This is a genomic window from Streptomyces sp. 2P-4, from assembly GCF_030167965.1.
GTDB lineage: Bacteria > Actinomycetota > Actinomycetes > Streptomycetales > Streptomycetaceae > Streptomyces > Streptomyces globosus_A.
The window spans coordinates 5,828,228-5,845,649 of sequence record NZ_CP095011.1 but is presented as its reverse complement, the minus strand read 5'-3'; the positions used below and the strand labels follow the sequence as shown (position 1 = coordinate 5,845,649).

General features: G+C 74.7%; 15 protein-coding genes. 9 read left to right on the top strand and 6 right to left on the bottom strand.

Annotated elements, in window-relative coordinates; translation table 11 throughout:
* Positions 1 to 104 precede the first annotated feature (104 nt).
* The gene (locus MUK52_RS26005) at positions 105 to 752 is read left to right on the top strand and encodes a DUF5995 family protein (protein ID WP_114056717.1); all 648 of its coding nucleotides are present in this window, start codon (positions 105 to 107) and stop codon (positions 750 to 752) included.
* A 60-nt stretch (positions 753 to 812) separates the two neighbouring features.
* On the opposite strand, the gene MUK52_RS26000 is transcribed toward MUK52_RS26005, so the two are convergent.
* Both MUK52_RS26000 and MUK52_RS25995 read right to left on the bottom strand, forming a co-directional pair.
* Positions 813 to 2,510: a flavin monoamine oxidase family protein gene (locus MUK52_RS26000; protein WP_114056718.1), complete on the bottom strand. Its 1,698-nt coding sequence runs from the start codon at positions 2,508 to 2,510 to the stop codon at positions 813 to 815.
* Between the two features lie 74 nt (positions 2,511 to 2,584).
* Positions 2,585 to 3,388, bottom strand: coding sequence for a carbon-nitrogen hydrolase family protein (locus MUK52_RS25995; protein WP_284580473.1), 804 nt, complete (start codon positions 3,386 to 3,388; stop codon positions 2,585 to 2,587).
* Between the two features lie 284 nt (positions 3,389 to 3,672).
* On the opposite strand from MUK52_RS25995, the gene MUK52_RS25990 reads away from it, so the two are divergent.
* Both MUK52_RS25990 and MUK52_RS25985 read left to right on the top strand, forming a co-directional pair.
* Positions 3,673 to 4,413, top strand: a complete 741-nt coding sequence (locus MUK52_RS25990; protein WP_114056720.1) for a GNAT family N-acetyltransferase — start codon at positions 3,673 to 3,675, stop codon at positions 4,411 to 4,413.
* Positions 4,414 to 4,546: 133 nt separating this feature from the next.
* Positions 4,547 to 4,867: a WhiB family transcriptional regulator gene (locus MUK52_RS25985; RefSeq protein ID WP_114056721.1), complete on the top strand. Its 321-nt coding sequence runs from the start codon at positions 4,547 to 4,549 to the stop codon at positions 4,865 to 4,867.
* Between the two features lie 106 nt (positions 4,868 to 4,973).
* Here the strand turns inward: MUK52_RS25985 and MUK52_RS25980 are convergent, their stop codons facing one another.
* Together MUK52_RS25980 and MUK52_RS25975 are read right to left on the bottom strand one after the other, a co-directional pair.
* Positions 4,974 to 5,429 (bottom strand): Lrp/AsnC family transcriptional regulator, encoded by a 456-nt coding sequence (locus MUK52_RS25980; RefSeq protein WP_007262967.1) that lies wholly within the window; start codon positions 5,427 to 5,429, stop codon positions 4,974 to 4,976.
* A 10-nt stretch (positions 5,430 to 5,439) separates the two neighbouring features.
* Positions 5,440 to 6,897 (bottom strand): amino acid transporter, encoded by a 1,458-nt coding sequence (locus MUK52_RS25975; protein WP_114056722.1) that lies wholly within the window; start codon positions 6,895 to 6,897, stop codon positions 5,440 to 5,442.
* A 272-nt stretch (positions 6,898 to 7,169) separates the two neighbouring features.
* On the opposite strand from MUK52_RS25975, the gene MUK52_RS25970 reads away from it, so the two are divergent.
* The 3 genes from MUK52_RS25970 (at position 7,170) to MUK52_RS25960 (ending at position 10,332) form a co-directional block, all read left to right on the top strand.
* Positions 7,170 to 8,219 (top strand): GDSL-type esterase/lipase family protein, encoded by a 1,050-nt coding sequence (locus tag MUK52_RS25970; RefSeq protein ID WP_284580451.1) that lies wholly within the window; start codon positions 7,170 to 7,172, stop codon positions 8,217 to 8,219.
* A gap of 127 nt (positions 8,220 to 8,346) precedes the next feature.
* Entirely contained in the window at positions 8,347 to 9,360 is a 1,014-nt protein-coding gene (locus MUK52_RS25965; RefSeq protein ID WP_284580448.1) for an SCO0930 family lipoprotein, read from the top strand.
* A 138-nt stretch (positions 9,361 to 9,498) separates the two neighbouring features.
* Positions 9,499 to 10,332, top strand: a complete 834-nt coding sequence (locus MUK52_RS25960; RefSeq protein ID WP_284580446.1) for a LytR/AlgR family response regulator transcription factor — start codon at positions 9,499 to 9,501, stop codon at positions 10,330 to 10,332.
* Here MUK52_RS25960 and MUK52_RS25955 read toward each other — a convergent pair.
* Positions 10,274 to 11,941: a CocE/NonD family hydrolase gene (locus MUK52_RS25955; protein ID WP_284581775.1), complete on the bottom strand. Its 1,668-nt coding sequence runs from the start codon at positions 11,939 to 11,941 to the stop codon at positions 10,274 to 10,276. The genes MUK52_RS25960 and MUK52_RS25955 overlap by 59 nt on opposite strands.
* A 372-nt stretch (positions 11,942 to 12,313) precedes the next feature.
* On the opposite strand from MUK52_RS25955, the gene MUK52_RS25950 reads away from it, so the two are divergent.
* The 3 genes from MUK52_RS25950 to MUK52_RS25940 all read left to right on the top strand — a co-directional run bounded on the left by MUK52_RS25950 (position 12,314) and on the right by MUK52_RS25940 (position 15,729).
* Complete coding sequence (locus MUK52_RS25950) at positions 12,314 to 12,589, top strand: hypothetical protein (RefSeq protein ID WP_114056725.1); 276 nt, start codon at positions 12,314 to 12,316, stop codon at positions 12,587 to 12,589.
* Between the two features lie 171 nt (positions 12,590 to 12,760).
* Positions 12,761 to 14,500: a sodium/solute symporter gene (locus MUK52_RS25945; RefSeq protein WP_114056726.1), complete on the top strand. Its 1,740-nt coding sequence runs from the start codon at positions 12,761 to 12,763 to the stop codon at positions 14,498 to 14,500.
* Positions 14,497 to 15,729, top strand: a complete 1,233-nt coding sequence (locus MUK52_RS25940) for a histidine kinase (protein ID WP_114056727.1) — start codon at positions 14,497 to 14,499, stop codon at positions 15,727 to 15,729. Before MUK52_RS25945 ends, MUK52_RS25940 begins: the two co-directional genes overlap by 4 nt.
* A gap of 103 nt (positions 15,730 to 15,832) precedes the next feature.
* Here MUK52_RS25940 and MUK52_RS25935 read toward each other — a convergent pair whose 3' ends face one another.
* A complete protein-coding gene (locus MUK52_RS25935) occupies positions 15,833 to 17,281 on the bottom strand; it encodes a GuaB1 family IMP dehydrogenase-related protein (protein ID WP_502963634.1) in 1,449 nt (482 codons plus the stop codon).
* Positions 17,282 to 17,422: the final 141 nt, after the last annotated feature.

Genomic DNA, 17,422 nt, shown 5'->3' with positions numbered 1-17,422 from the left:
GTTCCGGCCCCGAACCCCCGCCGCGGGGTGCCGCGTTCGCCCGAACCGGGGAAGGACACGGCCAAGTCCCCCGCTCGCGCGGCGCGGCCTGCCACCCTCCCTCCATGGAAGCGGTGCTCGCGCGGATGCGCGCCCTGGACGAGCGGCTCCCCCCGCGGGACGGCGTCGCCGTCTTCAACCGGGTCTACCTGACGGTCACGGAGACGCTGGACGAGCGCATCCGCCGCGGGGACTTCCCCGCGCCCCGGCAGGCGGAGACGCTGAGCGTCCGGTTCGCCGAGCGGTACCTGGCCGCGGTGGAGTCGGAGCGCGCCCCGGCGTGCTGGCGGCCGCTGCTCCAGTACCGCCGGCACCCCGGGGTGCGCCCGCTCCAGCACGCGCTGGCCGGGATCAACGCCCACATCGGCCACGACCTGGCGCTGGCGGTGGTGTCCGCCTGCCGGGCGCTGGGCTGCGAACCGCGGGCGCTGGAGGCGGACTTCGACCGCGTCGGCGACACGCTGGTCTGCCTGGAGGAGCGCATCCGGGAGGACCTGATGCCCGGGCCGGACCTGCTGGAGGTCGCGGACCCGCTGACCCACCTCCTCGGCTCGTGGAGCCTCGAACGCGCCCGCAGCGCCGCCTGGTCGGCGGCCCGCCTGCTGTGGCGCCTGCGCCGCACCCCCGACCTCGCCGAGGAGTTCGCCGAGTCGCTGGACGCCGGCGTCGGGCTGGTCGGCCGCTGCCTGCTGACCCCGACGGGCCGGGCATGAGGACGGGCCGCCGCCGCGCTGTGCACGCGGGGGCGGCCCGTGGTCACGGGGAGCCGCGGGTCAGTCCTCCGGCAGCTCGACCGGGGCGATCTCGTCGTAGACGTCGCCCGGGCCCGGGTTGGTGGCGTCGGTCTCGCCGCCGAGGTGGTGCATGACGCCCCAGACGGCGTTCAGGGCCGTCTGCACGGCGCCTTCGGCCCAGCCGGCCGTCCAGGAGATGTCGTCGCCGGCGAGGAAGATGCCGCGCTTGTCCTCGGGCAGGCGGTCCTGCATGAAGTGGGTGAACAGGCGCCGCTGGTAGCGGTAGTGGCCGGGCAGGTTCGCCTTGAACGCACCCATGAAGTAGGGCTCGTTCTCCCAGGAGACCGTCACCGGGTTGCCGATGATGTGGCGGCGGATGTCGACCTTCGGGTAGATCTCGCCGAGGGACTTCAGCATGACCTCCATCCGCTCGTTCGCGGACAGCGGCAGCCACTTCAGGCTGTCGTCGCACCAGGTGTACGACAGGCAGATGACGGCCGGCTGGTCGGGGCCGTTGTCCAGCAGGTAGGTGCCGCGGGTCATCCGGTCCGTCAGCGTCATCGACATGGTGTCGCGGCCGGTCTCCTCGTCCTTGTCGAGCCAGAACGGGCGGTCGACGGGGATGAAGAGCTTGGAGGACTCCATGTAGTGCGTGCGCTCGATCGCCGTCCAGTGGTCGATCGGGAACAGCGAGTCGTCGCACGCGATCTTGGAGAGCAGCATCCAGGACTGCGCCGTGAAGATCGCGGCGCGGTAGGTGCGGATGTCGCCGGAGGCGTCGGTGACGGTGATGCGGTTGCCGGCGGTGCGGTGCAGGCGGGTCACCGCCGGGCGCGGGGTGCCGTCGTGCAGGGAGGACAGCGAGGTGCCCTGCGCCCAGTGCACGATCTTCTCCGGCTCGCGCTCCCACAGGCGCAGCGGCAGCTGCTGGGAGCCGCCGACGATGCCGCGGTGGTGGTCGTCGGCCTCGGTGTAGACGACGCGGAGGATCTCCAGGATGGAGTTCGGGAAGTCGGTGTCCCAGCCGCCGGTGCCGAAGCCGACCTGGCCGAAGATCTCGCGCTTGCGGAAGGACTTGAAGGCCTCCGACTCGCACAGGTAGCCGTAGAAGGTCTGGTTGTCGAGCTTCTCGACGAGCTTGGCCCAGATCTCGCGGATGCGCGGGACGTCCCGCTCGCGCATCGCGGTGTTCATGTCGGAGAAGTCGGCGCCCTCTTCGAGGCAGGCGTTCCACGCGTCGGCGACGTCCCGGTAGATCTGCGGGAGGTCGGCGATCGTCTCGGCGTAGTGGGTCTCGCCCTTGAGGTCGACGACCGTCGAGGGGGTGGCCTCGGCGAGCGGGTTCGGGAAGGGCTCCGTCTGCAGGCCGACGAGGTCGATGTAGTGCTGCAGGGCGGTGGAGGAGGGCGGGAAGCGCATGGCGCCCATCTCCGCGGTGAGGCCCTCGGTGCCCGGGCCCTCGAATCCGACGGTGCGCAGGCGGCCGCCGATCTGGTCGGCCTCGTACACGACGGGCTTGAGGCCCATCTTCATCAGCTCGTAGGCCGAGATGATGCCGGACAGGCCGCCGCCGATGACAGCGACCTCGGTGCCGTGCTCGGTCGCCGGTATCTGGCCCAGGCCCGCCGGGTGGGCGAGGAAGTCGTCGTACGCGTACGGGAAGTCCGGGCCGAACATGGTGATCGGCGGCTGGCCGTCGCTGTGCGGGACGGCGGTGGTGGGCACCGTGGACGTCATGGGGTACGGCTCCTTGCAGGTGGGGCTGGGGGGAGGGCTCGGGCCTCGGGCCCGGGGGCGCGTCGGGCCGGGGGTCAGACGAGGGAGGCGTAGAGCCCGGGGCGGCGGTCGCGCAGGTAGGGGTTGTTCTCGCGCGAGGCCCGCAGGAGCTCGGGGTCGACGTCGCCGACCACCATCTCCTCGCCGCGGCCGGCCCGGGTGCGGGTCACCCCGTCGGGGTTCGCCAGGCAGCTGAGTCCGACGAACTCGAACTCGCCCTCCGGGCCGGTGCGGTTGACGTACGCGATGTACATCTGGTTCTCGAAGGCCCGTACGGGGACGAGCTGTTCGGCGACGAACTGGAAGGGGTGCATCTGCGCGGTCGGCACCAGGAGGAGGTCGGTGCCGGCCAGGGCGTGGGACCGGACGTTCTCCGGGAACTCCACGTCGTAGCAGATCATGATGCCGACGCGGAGGCCGCCGAGGTCCGCCTGGACGACGGCGGTGTCGCCGGGGGTGAAGGCGTCCTGCTCGAAGCAGCCGAAGAGGTGCGTCTTGCGGTAGTTCGCCAGCCGGGCCCCGTCGGGGCCGACGAGCTGCGCCGAGTTGTGGACGGCGTCGCCGTCGCCGCGCTCGGGGTAGCCGTACAGGACGGCGACGCCGTGGCGGCGGGCGATCTCTCCGATCGCGGTGGCGGAGGGGCCGTCGGCGGCCTCCGCGAGGGCCGCGATCTCCTCGACCGGCAGCGCGTAGCCGGTCAGGAACATCTCGGAGGTCACCAGGAGCCCGGCGCCGGTCTCGGCGGCGCGGGCCGCTGCCTCGTCGAGAGCCTTGAGGTTCGCGGCGGTGTCGCCGAGAACGCCGGAGCTCTGGAGGAGGGCGGTGCGCAGCGCGGGCATGGGCTACCTCTGTGACAGGTGGGGTGGGTCCTACGAAGGTACGTTTTCGTGTTCGATCCGGACAAGGCGTGACCGTTGCGGCGGCAGCATCGATTCGTTGCGCGTTTGCCGTGTGGGGCGGTGATTCGTTGCGCGGGGGTTGCGGGGTGCCTGCGGGGGCGGGGCGTCCGGTCCGGTGGGGTCGGGCATAAAGGGGCCGGTGGCCGGTGCTGTGGTGGGTGATCGCCGTCCGCAGCAGCCGTCCGGCGGGTGCCGGCGCACCCGCGGAGAGGAGCCCAGGCCCCATGTCGTCCGTGTCGCCCGTGTCGCCCGAGACCGGGCCCGAGACCGGGACGGCTGCGCCCGTCCACGCCCTCGACAACCCTGTGTGGGCCGCGCTGGCCGGCCCGCACGCCGGTCTCGCCGAGGCTGGGCCGGCGGGCCTCGCGGCCCGCTACGCCGTGGACGTCTCCCCGTTCGCGGCGCTGGCCGATCCCGGTGATCCCCGTGCCTGGGCCGACCTGGCGGCGCTGGCCGGGCCGGACGCCCCGGTGTGGCTGACCGGCCTGCCGGTCCCGCCCGGGGACTGGACGACGGTGGCCCGGTTCGGCGGGGTGCAGATGGACGGTACGGCGGTACGGGCGGAGCCCGACGCCGAGGCCGTGCGGCTGGGCCCGGCGGACGTGCCGGAGATCCTGGAGCTCGTGGAGCTGACCCGGCCGGGGCCGTTCCTGGCGCGGACCGTGGAGCTGGGCACGTACCTGGGGATCCGGCGGGGCGGCCGGCTCGTCGCGATGGCGGGCGAGCGGATGCGGCCGCCGGGCTGGACGGAGATCAGCGCGGTGTGCACGCACCCCGAGCACCGCGGGCAGGGGCTCGCCGCCCGGCTGGTGCGGGCGGTCGCGGCGGGGGTCGCCGAGCGCGGGGAGCGCCCGTTCCTGCACGCCGCGGCGGACAACACGGGCGCGATCACGCTGTACGAGGCGATGGGCTTCACGCTGCGCCGCCGGCCCCTCTTCGTCGGGCTGCGCACGCCCGCCGCCTGAGGCCGGCGCCCCGGCGGACGGGGCCGGTGGGAACGCGCCGTCCGGGACGGTCCGGCAGACGGCATGTTTCGCGTCCCGCGCAGCGGGTCACACGCGGAAACGTCGATGAGCGACTTCCGAGGAGGGGACCACCATGACCGATGTCTCACGGCTGCCGGGCGCCGCCGTCCACCACTGGCAGTGGCAGCTCCGCGCCGCCTGCCGGGACCTGGGCCCCGGCCGCTTCTACCACCCGGCCGGCGAACGCGGCCCGGAGCGGGAGGACCGGGACGCGGCCGCGAAGCGGGTGTGCGCGGTGTGCCCGGTGCGCGCCGCCTGCCTGGAGCACGCGCTGCGGACCAAGGAGCCCTTCGGGGTGTGGGGCGGGCTGACCGAGGAGGAGCGCCGGGCACTGCTGGGCCGCCGGTCCGCGTCGGCGCGCGGCGTGCCCGCGGCGGCCGGCGGCGGCCGGTGAGCGCGCGTCCCGCCGCCGCGGTGCGCGGGCGGCATGCGGAAGGCCCCCGGCGGGATGCCGGGGGCCTTCGTCGTACGCGTGCCTGTGCGGCGGCCGGGCGGGCTGCTCAGGCCGGGGCGCCGGAGGTGAAGCGGCGCAGCAGCGGGGAGAGGACGAGCACGGACTTGGTGCGTTCCACGAAGGGTTCGCCCGCGATGCGCTCCAGGACGCGCTCGAAGTGCCGCATGTCGGAGGCGAAGACCTGGACGAGGGCGTCCGCGTCGCCGGTGACGGTCGACGCGGACACCACCTCCGGGTACCGCTCCAGCCCTCGCCGGATGTCGTCCGGCGAGGTGTTGTGGCGGCAGTAGATCTCGATGAAGCCCTCGGTCTCCCAGCCCATGGCGGCCGGGTCGACGCGGACGGTGAAGCCGGTGATGGCGCCTTCCGCCCGCAGCCGGTCCACGCGCCGTTTGACGGCCGGGGCCGAGAGCCCGACCTCGGAGCCGATGTCCGCGTAGGAGCGGCGGGCATCCTCGGCGAGGGCGTGCACGATGCGTTCGTCGAGATCGTTCAGTCGCACTGCGGGTGGATCACATTTCTGCTGTGGCCAGTCGGGAGCGGCGGACGCCGTACAGGAAGTACACCACGATGCCGACGGCCATCCAGACACCGAACGCGATCCACGTGGCGACGGGCAGGCTGTACATCATGTAGCCGCAGGCGAGGAAGCCGAGGATCGGCGTGACCGGGAACAGGGCGACCTTGAAGGTGCGCGGCATGTCCGGCTTGGTGCGGCGCAGGATCACGACGGCCACGTTGACCAGGGCGAAGGCGAAGAGGGTGCCGATGCTGGTGGCGTTGGCCAGCTCGCCGAGCGGGATGAAGGCCGCGAGGGCGCCGCAGAAGAGGGAGACGATGAGCACGTTGGCGCGGGGGGCGCCGGTCTTCTCGTCGACCTTGGCGAAGACCTTCGGGACGAGGCCGTCGCGGGACATCGCGAAGAGGATGCGGGTCTGGCCGTAGAGCACGGCGAAGACGACGGAGGCGATGGCGACGACGGCGCCGGCGGCGAGGACGACGCCCCAGAAGGTGCCGCCCGTGACGTCGGTCATGATCTGGGCGAGCGCGGCCTCGGTGCCCTCGAAGTCCTGCCACGGCATGGCGCCGACGGCGACGAAGGCGACGAGGCAGTACAGGACGGTGACGATGCCCAGGGAGAGCATGATCGCGCGCGGCAGGTCCTTCTTCGGGTTCTTGGCCTCTTCACCGGCGGTGGAGGCGGCGTCGAAGCCGATGTAGGAGAAGAAGAGCGTGGAGGCGGCGGCGCTGATGCCGGTGATGCCGAGCGGGGCGAGCGGGGCGTAGTTGCCGCCCTTGATGCCGAGGACGCCGATGCCGATGAAGAGCAGCAGGGTGACGATCTTCACGACGACCATGATCGTGTTGATGCGGGCGCTCTCCTTGGCGCCGCGCATCAGGAAGACCATGGCGAGCAGGACGACGACCAGCGAGGGCAGGTTGATGAAGCCGCCGTCGCCCAGCGGGGCGGCGGAGAGCTTCTCGGGGATGGTGATGCCCAGCATCCCGTCGAGCAGCTCGTTGAGGTACTGGCCCCAGCCGACGGCGACCGCCGAGACGGAGACGGCGTACTCGAGGACCAGGCACCAGCCGCAGACCCAGGCGATGAACTCGCCCATGGTGGCGTAGGAGTAGGAGTACGAGGAGCCCGAGACGGGCACCGAGCCGGCCAGCTCCGCGTAGGAGAGGGCCGAGAAGAGCGCGGTGAGGCCCGCGACGATGAAGGCGATCGTGACGGCCGGGCCCGCCTTGGGGGCCGCCTCGCCGAGCACGACGAAGATGCCGGTGCCGAGGGTGGCACCGATGCTGATCATGGTCAGCTGCCACATGGTGAGCGAGCGACGCAGCGTGCCGCCCTCACCCTGGCCGCCCTCGGCGACCAGCTGCTCCACGGGCTTGCGGCGCAGCAGCGGGTTCGCAGGCTTGCGCTTCTCCTGGGAGAGCGGGGGCGCCTGGCCGTGATCGAGCACGAGGGGACTCCTTTGACACTGCGGAGGGGGAATGAGGCATCGACCGCAGCGGTCCGGGCAGGACGCAGACAAGAGTCTGGGCATGGGGGGACCGCCGAGCAGGCGGTCCGCGCCACTCCACGTACAGCGAGTGAGCCTACGAGCAGAGTGATACCGCCCGTAATGCACCATCCTTGCACATTGGCGCACGATCGTTGCACGGATCCGTCCGGAATAGACCTTTGTTGCGTACGGATGATCGATCGGTGCGCTGGAGACCGGAGGGCCCCACTTTGACGCACCGTCAGATCTCCCGCCGCGCGGCACCCCGGGACGCCCCCGGGACCACCGGATGGCTCGATCCGGAACCCTTCCTGCGCGGGGTCGCCTGGCTCGACCGGGGCCGCCCCGTCCGGGCCGACCCGGCCGACACGATGCGGCTCCCGTGGGACACCGGCCGCCGCGCCGACCTGCCGATCGGGGTCCGGCTGGAGTTCACCGCGCCGGACGCCGCAGCCGTCGAGATCCGCTACCGGGCCGAGGCCCCCGGCCCCGCCCCCGGCGCGATGCGGAACCTCGCGCACGTCTTCGCCCTGTGGGACCGCCGCGGGCTCCTCGGCGAGGTGTGGGCCGACCCGGCCGCCGAGGGCGCCGTCCGCATCCCGCTCCCCGCGGGGCCCGGCCCCTTCACCGTCCACCCTCCCGAGGCGTGCTCGCCCCGCGTCCTCGCCCTCCGGGGGATCGGCGGCCCCCTGGCGCCCGCCCCGCCCGCACCCCGATGGGTGGTGCACGGCGACTCCATCACCGAGGGCTGGTGGTCCACCAGGCCCGCCCACGGCTGGCCCGCCGTCGCCGGCCGGGCCCTCGGCTGGGACACCGTCAACCTCGGCTACGCCGGCGCCGGGCGCGGCGAACTCGCCACCGCCGAACAGCTCGCCCGCCTCCCCGCCGACGTCCTCACCCTCGCCTTCGGCACCAACTGCTGGTCCTGCGTGCCCCATTCACCGCCCCTGCTGTACGAGACCACCCGCGCCTTCCTGGACCTCGTCCGCCAGGGCCACCCCCGCACCCCCCTCCTGCTGGTCTCCCCGGTGCTCCGGCCGGACGCCGAGGACACCCCGAACCTGCTCGGCGCCACCCTCGGCGACCTGCGCGCCGCCATGGAGCGGGCCGTACGCGACCGCATCGCCGCCGGGGACGCACGCCTCGCCCTGCTGCCCGGCCGCGGCCTGCTGCAACCGGGGCACCTGGCCGACGGACTGCACCCCGACGACGAAGGACACCGGGTTCTCGGCCTTGCTGTGGCCACGTCCCTGCGGCGCGCCGGGTTCGACGCGCGCTGAGTGAGACACCCCACACCGGAGCCGTTGAACAGAGCGCGCCCCGCACGGCGTGTCCTTCGCACAACTGCCGGCGCACCGCACACCGCGGAGGCGCCGGGGACGGACACACCGAACGGGAGAGACCACCATGGGCATCAAGCGCGGGAGCACCCTGGCCGCCGTGGCCGCCGTCGTCGCACTGACCGCGACGGCCTGCGGCGGGGGCGGCGGCAGCGAGGCCGGCTCCGCGAAGCCGGCCGGGGCCGCCGCCCAGGCGGCCGGTGCCGGGGCCGACTCCGCCTACGGGTCCGACTACGGCTCCGGCGCCGGAGCGGGGTCCGGCTACGGTTCGGCGGGCGACACCGGGGCCGGGAGCGGCCCGGCGGGGCAGCTGGCGGTCGCCGAGACCGACAAGGCCGGTCCCGTCATCACCGACTCGGCCGGGCTCACCCTCTACCGCTTCGACAAGGACACCGCCGAACCCCCGAAGTCGAACTGCGACGGCGACTGCGCCAAGGCATGGCCGCCCGTGCCCGCCGGCGCCGGTGCCGCGTCCGGCATCGACCCCAAGCTGCTCGGCGAGGTGGCCCGCAGCGACGGCACGAAACAGCTGACCGTGGCCGGCTGGCCCGCGTACCGCTACGCCAAGGACACCAAGGCGGGCGACGTCAACGGGCAGGGCGTGGGCGGCACCTGGTTCGCCCTCGCACCCGACGGCAAGAAGGCGGCGAAGCCGGCGGCAGGCGGCGGGGGCGGCGCCCCCGCCTCCCCCGAGCCGAAGCCGGAGGGCGCGCAGCCCGCCCAGGCGGGCCTCTCCGTCGCGACGAACCCCAAGCTCGGCGAGCACGTCGTCGACGGCAACGGGATGACCGTCTACCGATTCAAGCCGGACAGCGCCTGGCCGATGGTCTCCAAGTGCACGGGCGACTGCCTGGCCAAGTGGCCGGTCGTACCGCCGGTGGACAAGGCGGGCGTGAAGGGCGTCACGCTGAAGAACTTCTCGGTGCTCGACCGCCCCGACGGCAGGAAGCAGCAGTCCATCGACTGCTGGCCCGTGTACACCTTCGCGGGCGACAAGAAGCCCGGTGACGCCAACGGCCAGGGCGTCGGCGGCCAGTGGTACGCCGTCTCCCCCGAGGGCAAGCTGATCACCGCCTCCTGACCGCCGGCCGGACGGCCCGCCCACTCCCCTCCCCCTCCCCCCACCCACGGACCGCGCGGCCCCCCGCTCCCCCTCCCCCAGGCGGGCGGGCCGCGCACCCGTTCCCCTGCCGCGCGCCCGTCCCTAGACTTCCGTCGCATGCTGCGCGTACTGGCCGTCGACGACGAGAAGCCGCTCCTGGAGGAGCTGCTGTACCTGCTGCGCTCCGACGCCCGGGTGCTGAGCGCCGAAGGCGCCTCGGACGCCACCGGGGCGCTGCGCCGGATCACCCGCGCGCTGGAGACCGGGCCCGACGGCCCGGACGGCATCGACGTCGTCTTCCTCGACATCCACATGGCCGGGCTGACCGGCCTGGACATCGCCCGCCTGCTGGCGGGCTTCGCGCGTCCGCCGCTCGTCGTGTTCGTCACCGCGCACGAGGGCTTCGCCGTGCAGGCGTTCGACCTCAAGGCGGTGGACTACGTCCTGAAGCCGGTCCGTCCCGAGCGGCTGGCCGAGGCCGTCCGCCGGGCCTGCGACCAACTCGGGCGCACCGCGGCCGGCCCGGCGGGGGCCGGCGGCGGACTGCCCGCCCCGGCCGCGCCCACACGGCACGGGGCGGGGGCCGGTGCGGCGCCCGCCGGGGGCACCCCGGACCGGGCGGCGGAGATCGCCGTCGAACTGGGCGGCGTGACGCGGTTCGTGCCCGTCGCCGACATCCGTTACGTCGAGGCCCAGGGGGACTACGCCCGCCTGCACACCGACGCGGGCAGCCACCTGGTGCGCATCCCCCTGGCGACCCTGGAGGAACGCTGGGCCGAGCGGGGCTTCGTACGCATCCACCGCCGCCACCTGGTGGCGCTCGGCCGGATCGAGGAGCTCCGGCTGGACTCCGGCACGACCAGCGTGCGCGTCGGGTCGGCGGAGCTCCAGGTCAGCCGTCGCCACGCCCGCCAACTGCGGGACCTGCTGATGCGCCGGGCGACGGGGTAGCGGGCCCCGCGGCGCCGGCCTCGGGCAGGAGGAGGGCTGAGGCGGCGTGGACGGTCAGCCGGATCGGCAGGAACTCCGTTGCGTCCAGCCGCGGTTCGCCGGTTCCCGGGTTGAGCGCGTAGCGGGGGTGGGCCGCGGCGGCAACCTGCCAGCGGATGCGGTGGCCGGGTTCGAAGCGGTGGGCGGTGCTGCCCAGGGCGACCCGCACCCCGGCGGGTCGGCCCGGGTCGGCCCGGACGGGCGCGATGCCGTCGCAGACGTTCACGGAGCGGCCGTCGGGGGCGACGTCGCAGAGCCGGGCGAAGACGTCCGTGTGCCCGGTGTCGGTGGAGACCGTCATCCGGGCCGTGACGGGGCCGATGACCTCCACGGCCTCCTGAAGCGGCGGTCCCGTGAAGACGAGGACGTCCTCGCGGGCCTCCGCGGCGCGGGTGTCCCGGGCGCCTGCGGTGCGGGAGAGGAGGCGGCCGCCGACCGACGGGGCGGGGTCGCCCGGGTCGTGGCGCAGCGAGGCGAGCGGCTCCTGCCCGTCGGTGGGAGGGTACGCGGTGAGGGCCCCGCCGGGGGCCGCGTACCAGGCGGTGGCGGCGGGCGGCTCGGCCGGCCAGTCGGCGAGGTCGCGCCATTCCTGCGCGCCGCCGACGTGGACGCGGACGGGGGTGGGCCGCAGCCCGGAGGGGTCGTCCCGGAGGTGGGCGCGCAGCCAGGCGAGGGCGTCCGCGAACACGTCGGGCAGTCCCTGCCCGAGGGCGGAGGCATGGGTCCACGGTCCGGCCAGGAGGCTCACGTCGCAGCCGGCCCGGCGCAGGCGCCGGTACTGCTCCAGCGACTGCTCGGCGAGGAGGTCGTGCCAACCGGTGACGAGCGCGGTCGGGACGGCCACGCGGTCCAGGGAGGGCGCGAGGTCGGCGCCGTCCCAGAAGGCGTCGTCCGGGTCGGGCCGGTCCATGACCTCCTCCAGCCAGGGGATCTCGCCGAGGGCGTCCCGGTGGGCGCCGCGCAGGGGGCGGGCGGTGGTGACGGCCCCCAGCCGGCGCTGCAGCCGGAGCATCGCCCTGACCAGCGCGAGCACGCCCCGGTGCTGGAAGGCCATGGCGGTCCCGCCGGCCAGCATCGTGTCGAGGTTCGGCACACCGCCGGCGTGGTAGCAGCCGTGCGGGTCGTGCAGGCCGAGCTGGACGACCATCGCCTTCAGCTCGGGCGGCGGGTCGAGGGCCAGGGCCCACTGGGTGTAGCCGAGGTAGCTGGGGCCGATGGTGGCGAGCCGCCCGTCGAACCAGGGCTGTCCGCGCAGCCACTCCACGGCGGCCTGCCCGTCGGCGGGTTCGTTGCGCCAGAGGTGGAAGGCGCCGCCGGAGCCGCCGGTGCCGCGGCAGCTCTGCACGACGACGTGGAAGCCCTGTTCGGCGAAGAGCAGGCCGTACAGGGGGGACCAGGGCAGGCCCCTGCCGTACGGGGTGCGGACGAGCAGCGTCGGGAAGTCGCCCCGCTCGCGCGGGAAGTAGTGGTCGGTCAGGAGCGGGCTGCCGTCCGCGGCGGGCACCGGCAGGCCGGGTTCCCACCCGACGGCGTGGCGGCGCGGCGGCAGGCCGCGCCAGGTGTTCCGCATCAGCCGGGCGGGGAGCGGCGGCCTGCCGGCGGGCGGCGTCCAGTGCTGCCGCGTGCGGGGGCCGGGGGCGGTGGCGGCGGGTCGGGGAGGCAGGGGCATGGCGGTGGCGTCGCCCTTCTTTACGTACGGCGTACTACGTACAGCGTACGTTAATGGGGGTGGGGGCATCCGGCAAGGCCGCCCCCGCCTCGCCGCCCGGCGGCCCGACCGCCGCAGCCCGACCGCCCGGCGCCGCGCCCGGTCCGTTCGTCGCGCCGTGCGCCGCGTACGGCGCCCCGCCCCCGCCGTCGGCCGCACCGCCCCCCGCCGCACCCGCCGGCACCCCCGGGCCGCCCTATCGTGGGAGCGACGTCACCAGGGGAGGGTGGGCGGATGGCCGACATCCAGGCGCTGCTCGACGCCGTGGCGGGGCTGCCCCGCGCCCGGCCCGCAGGACCCGACGAGGCCGAGGCGCTGCTCGCCCGGCTGCGCAGCGCCGCCGCCCGCTGGGCCGACGTCCTGTACGAGGCCGGCGAGGGCGCGGGCCGGCAGCTCCCGCCGCGCGCCGAGGCCGCACTGAAGCTGGCCTTCCGGCGGGCCGAGGACTCGTACGTCGAGCTGGAGATCGCCCTGCGGGACTGCACGGAGCACCGGGGCGCGGCACCCTGACGGCCCCGCGCGGCGGGCGCCGGAGCGCGTGCCCCCGACCGCCCGCGCGCCGGGCGGCGCCCCGGCCCGGCGTGGCCGGAGCGGGGCGTGGGAACGCGCCGGATCACGCCTGTTGCCACTCGCGCACCGTGCGTAGACTCCCTCACCCCTCCCCCGGCCGAAGGACCCCCGGTGAACCAGACGTACGCGCTGACCGCGGTCACCGCCGTCGTCCTGGCCACGGTGCTCGTCGGCGCGCTGGGGCTGCGGATCTCCCGCACCACCTCCGACTTCTACGTCGCCTCCCGCACCGTCGGCCCCCGTCTCAACGCGGCCGCGATCAGCGGGGAGTACCTCTCCGCTGCCTCGTTCCTCGGGGTGGCGGGGCTGGTGCTGCTCCAGGGGCCGGGGATGCTCTGGTACCCGCTCGGCTACACCGCCGGCTACCTGGTGCTGCTGGCGCTCGTCGCGGCCCCGCTGCGGCGCTCGGGGGCGTACACCCTGCCCGACTTCGCCGAGGCGAGGCTGGAGTCGCGGGCCGTTCGCCGGATCTCCGTGCTGTTCGTGGTGGGTGTGGGCTGGCTGTACCTGCTGCCGCAACTGCAGGGCGCCGGGCTCACGTTGGAGATCCTCACCGGGGCTCCGCACTGGGCGGGCGGGGCCGTCGTCGCGGTCGTGGTGACCGCGGCCGTCGCCGCGGGCGGGATGCGGAGCATCACCTTCGTCCAGGCCTTCCAGTACTGGCTGAAGCTGACGGCCCTCCTGGTGCCCGCGTTCTTCCTGCTGGCCGCCTGGGCCGCCGACGGCGCCCCCCGAGCGTCCTTCGACGCCCCGGCCGTCTTCCGCGAGCACACCTCCGTCACCCTCGCCGAGGACGTGCGGCTGACCCTGGACGCGCCGCTGGCGGTGACCGCCACCGGCCGCGTCGACGGGCGCACCCGCACCGCCGAACCGCTCACCCTCTCCCCCGGCGAGCACCTGGTCGGGGCGCGCACCCGGCTGGAGTTCGCGCCGGGCACCCCCGTCCCGCAGTCCCGCGCGGCGGCCGGGGCCGGCGCCTCCCGCTGGTCGGAGCCGCTGGCCGGGGACCGCGGGGACAGCCCGGCGTCCGGCCTGTACGCCACGTACGGGCTGATCCTGGCCACGTTCCTCGGCACCATGGGCCTGCCGCACGTCGCGGTCCGCTTCTACACCAGCCCCGACGGGCGGGCCGCGCGCCGCACCACCCTGGCCGTGCTGGGCCTGCTCGGCTCCTTCTACCTCCTGCCGCCCCTGTACGGGGCCCTCGGCCGGACGTACGTCCCCGAACTCGCGCTCACCGGCGACGCCGACGCGGCCGTGCTGGTGCTGCCCGAGCGGGTCATCGGCGGGCTGCCGGGCGACCTGCTGGGGGCGCTGCTCGCGGGCGGGGCGTTCGCCGCGTTCCTGTCGACAGCGTCCGGGCTGACGATGGCCGTGGCCGGGGTCCTGCACCAGGACGTCCTGCCCGGGCGGGGGCTGGGCACCTTCCGCATCGCGGCCGTCGCGGCGATGGCGGTGCCGCTCGCCGGGAGCGTCGCCCTGGCCGACGCGCCGGTTGCGGACGCGGTGGGGCTCGCGTTCGCCGTGTCCGCGTCCTCCTTCTGCCCGCTGCTCGTCCTCGGCATCTGGTGGCGCGGGCTCACCCCGCCGGGCGCGGTCGCCGGGCTGGTCGCGGGCGGCGGGGCCGCCTTGGGCGCGGTGGCCGCGACGCGGGCGGGGGCCGCCCCGCAGGGCTGGGCCCACACCCTGCTGGCCTGGCCGGCCGCCTGGTCCGTGCCGCTGGGGTTCCTGACGATGGTGCTGGTGTCGCTGGCCACGCGCTCGCGCGTGCCGGCCGGGACGGCGGCGACCCTGGCCCGGCTGCACCTGCCGGAATCCGTGGCCGTCGCCCGCCCGGGCGGCGCCCGGTGAGCGCGGCGCTCACCGCGGCGCTCACCGCGGCCGGGGCGGCCCTGCTGGGCGCGGGGTGGGCGGGCGGCCGGTGGCACGCCCGGCGCGCCGAGCGGGCCTCCGGGCCGGCCCTGGGGACTCCCGTGGAGCGGGCGACGTTCCACACCCTGCACACGGCGTCGCTGGCCGCTCCCCCGCTGCGGGCCGGCCTGACCGCGGACTCGGCCCGCAAGGCGGCCCGGCGGCTGCGCTCGCTGCTCGGCACCGAGGCGCTGTGCCTGACCGACCGGGAGGCGGTGCTCGCCTGGGACGGGCCGGGCGCCGACCACCACGGGGAGCGGGCGGTGGCCCGGGTGGCGGCCGTGCTCGACTCGGGGCGGAGCGTCAGCGTGCGCACGGGCTGCGAGCGGCCGGACTGCCCGCTGCGGTGGGCGGTGGTGGCCCCGCTGACCGGGGAGGACGGGGTGCTGGGCGCGCTCGTGGCGTACGGCTCGCAGGAGTCGGCGGTGCTGGTGCGCGCGGCGACGGAGGTGGCGCGCTGGGTGTCGGTCCAGTTGGAGCTGTCCGAGCTGGACCGCTCGCGGACCCGGCTGATGGAGGCGGAGATCCGGGCGCTGCGGGCGCAGATCTCCCCGCACTTCATCTTCAACTCCCTTGCCGCGATCGCCTCGTTCGTGCGGACGGACCCGGAGCGGGCCCGCGACCTGCTGCTGGAGTTCGCCGACTTCACCCGCTACTCCTTCCGCCGGCACGGCGAGTTCACCACGCTGGCCGAGGAGCTGAGGTCGATCGAGCAGTATCTGGCGCTGGCCGGGGCCAGGTTCGGGGACCGGCTGAAGGTGGTCCTCCAGGTCGCGCCGGAGGTGCTGCCGGTGGCCCTGCCGTTCCTGTGCCTGCAGCCGCTCGTGGAGAACGCGGTCAAGCACGGCCTGGAGGACTCCGCCGGGGAGTGCCTCGTCACGATCGCGGCCCGGGACGCGGGCGCGGAGGCCGTGATCACCGTCGAGGACAACGGGGTGGGGATGGACCCGGCGCTGCTGCGGCGGATCCTGTCCGGGGAGGCCGGGGAGCGGGCGGGGTCCTCGCCGGGGATCGGGCTGACGAACGTGGACGAGCGGATCCGGCAGGTGTACGGGGACGCGTACGGCCCGGTCATCGAGACGGGGGTCGGCGCGGGCATGAAGGTGACCCTGCGGATCCCCAAGTACCGCGCCGGGGTGCACAGCACCCCGCCGGGGCGGCTGCCGTGACGGCACCTGCCGGGGCCCGGGCATGCCGGCGGCCCCGGCCCGACCCGCTTCGCGCGGGTACGGGCCCGGGGCCGCCGGGCGGGCCGTGCGGTCCGGGCCGGGGTCAGCTCCAGCTGGCGTGCAGCGGCTTGCCCTCGGCGTAGCCGGCGGCGGACTGGACGCCCACGACGGCCTTCTCCGCGAACTCGGCCAGGGAGCCGGCACCCGCGTAGGTGCAGGAGGAGCGGACACCCGCGATGATCGAGTCGATCAGGTCCTCGACGCCCGGGCGCTGCGGGTCGAGGAACATGCGGGACGTGGAGATGCCCTCCTCGAACAGCGCCTTGCGGGCGCGGTCGTAGGCGGACTCCTCCGAGGTGCGGTTGCGGACGGCGCGCGCCGAGGCCATGCCGAACGACTCCTTGTAGAGGCGGCCGTCGGCGGACTGCTGGAGGTCGCCCGGGGACTCGTAGGTGCCTGCGAACCAGGAGCCGATCATCACGTTGGACGCGCCGGCGGCCAGGGCCATCGCCACGTCGCGCGGGTGGCGGACGCCGCCGTCGGCCCAGACGTGCTTGCCGTACTTCCTCGCCTCGGCGGCGCACTCCAGGACCGCGGAGAACTGGGGGCGGCCCACGCCGGTCATCATGCGGGTCGTGCACATGGCGCCGGGACCCACGCCGACCTTGATGATGTCGGCGCCGGCGTCGACGAGGTCCTTGACGCCCTCGGCGGCGACGATGTTGCCCGCGACGATCGGGACCTGCGGGTCCAGGGCGCGCACGGCCTTGATCGCGGTGATCATCGACTCCTGGTGGCCGTGGGCCGTGTCGATGACGAGCGTGTCCACGCCGGCGTCGAGGAGCTGCTTGGCCTTGCCGACGTAGTCGCCGTTGATGCCGATCGCGGCGGCGATCCGCAGCCGCCCGGCGGCGTCGGTGGCGGGCGTGTAGAGGGTCGCGCGCAGGGCGCCCTTGCGGGTCAGGAGGCCGACGAGGCGGCCGTCGGCGTCGACGGCGGGGGCCAGCTTGCGGTGGCCGGCGTCGAGCTTGTTGAAGGCCTCGCGGGCGTCGATGCCGGCGTCGATGAGCAGCAGCTCCCTCGACATGACCTCGGAGAGCTGGGTGAAGCGGTCCACGCCGGTCAGGTCGTGGTCGGTGACCACGCCGACCGGCCGGTTGTCGGCGTCGACGACGACGCCGGCGCCGTGGGCGCGCTTGGGCAGCAGGGAGAGCGCGTCGGCGACGGTCTGGGTGGGCGCCAGCGTGATCGGGGTGTCGAGCACGAGGTGGCGGGTCTTGACCCAGGTGATGACGTCGGTGACGACCTCGATCGGGATGTCCTGCGGGATGACCACGAGCCCGCCGCGGCGGGCGACGGTCTCGGCCATGCGGCGGCCGGCGATCGCGGTCATGTTCGCGACGACGAGCGGAATGGTGGTGCCGGTGCCGTCGGGGGACGAGAGGTCCACGGCCTGGCGGGAGCCGACCGCGGAGCGGCTCGGCACCATGAATACGTCGTCGTACGTCAGGTCGTACGGCGGCTTCAGGTCATTGAGGAAACGCACGTGCAGAACATCCCAGTCGAGTCGGAGGATCCCGTCATACCCAGGAAGGGCAGCCGAGGAAACGCACGTACTTCATTCTCACACGGCCCGGCACGAAAGCCGCCCCGGCTGATCGTCCAGGACATACCGGACCTGCTGGTGGGTTCC

Coding starts and splice junctions, on each gene's coding strand:
- MUK52_RS25985 (WP_114056721.1), top strand. CDS start 4,547: ATGACCGATGTCTCACGGCTGCCGGGCGCCGCCGTCCACCACTGGCAG.
- MUK52_RS26005 (WP_114056717.1), top strand. CDS start 105: ATGGAAGCGGTGCTCGCGCGGATGCGCGCCCTGGACGAGCGGCTCCCC.
- MUK52_RS25960 (WP_284580446.1), top strand. CDS start 9,499: ATGCTGCGCGTACTGGCCGTCGACGACGAGAAGCCGCTCCTGGAGGAG.
- MUK52_RS25950 (WP_114056725.1), top strand. CDS start 12,314: ATGGCCGACATCCAGGCGCTGCTCGACGCCGTGGCGGGGCTGCCCCGC.
- MUK52_RS26000 (WP_114056718.1), bottom strand. CDS start 2,510: ATGACGTCCACGGTGCCCACCACCGCCGTCCCGCACAGCGACGGCCAG.
- MUK52_RS25995 (WP_284580473.1), bottom strand. CDS start 3,388: ATGCCCGCGCTGCGCACCGCCCTCCTCCAGAGCTCCGGCGTTCTCGGC.
- MUK52_RS25965 (WP_284580448.1), top strand. CDS start 8,347: ATGGGCATCAAGCGCGGGAGCACCCTGGCCGCCGTGGCCGCCGTCGTC.
- MUK52_RS25955 (WP_284581775.1), bottom strand. CDS start 11,941: ATGCGGAACACCTGGCGCGGCCTGCCGCCGCGCCGCCACGCCGTCGGG.
- MUK52_RS25990 (WP_114056720.1), top strand. CDS start 3,673: ATGTCGTCCGTGTCGCCCGTGTCGCCCGAGACCGGGCCCGAGACCGGG.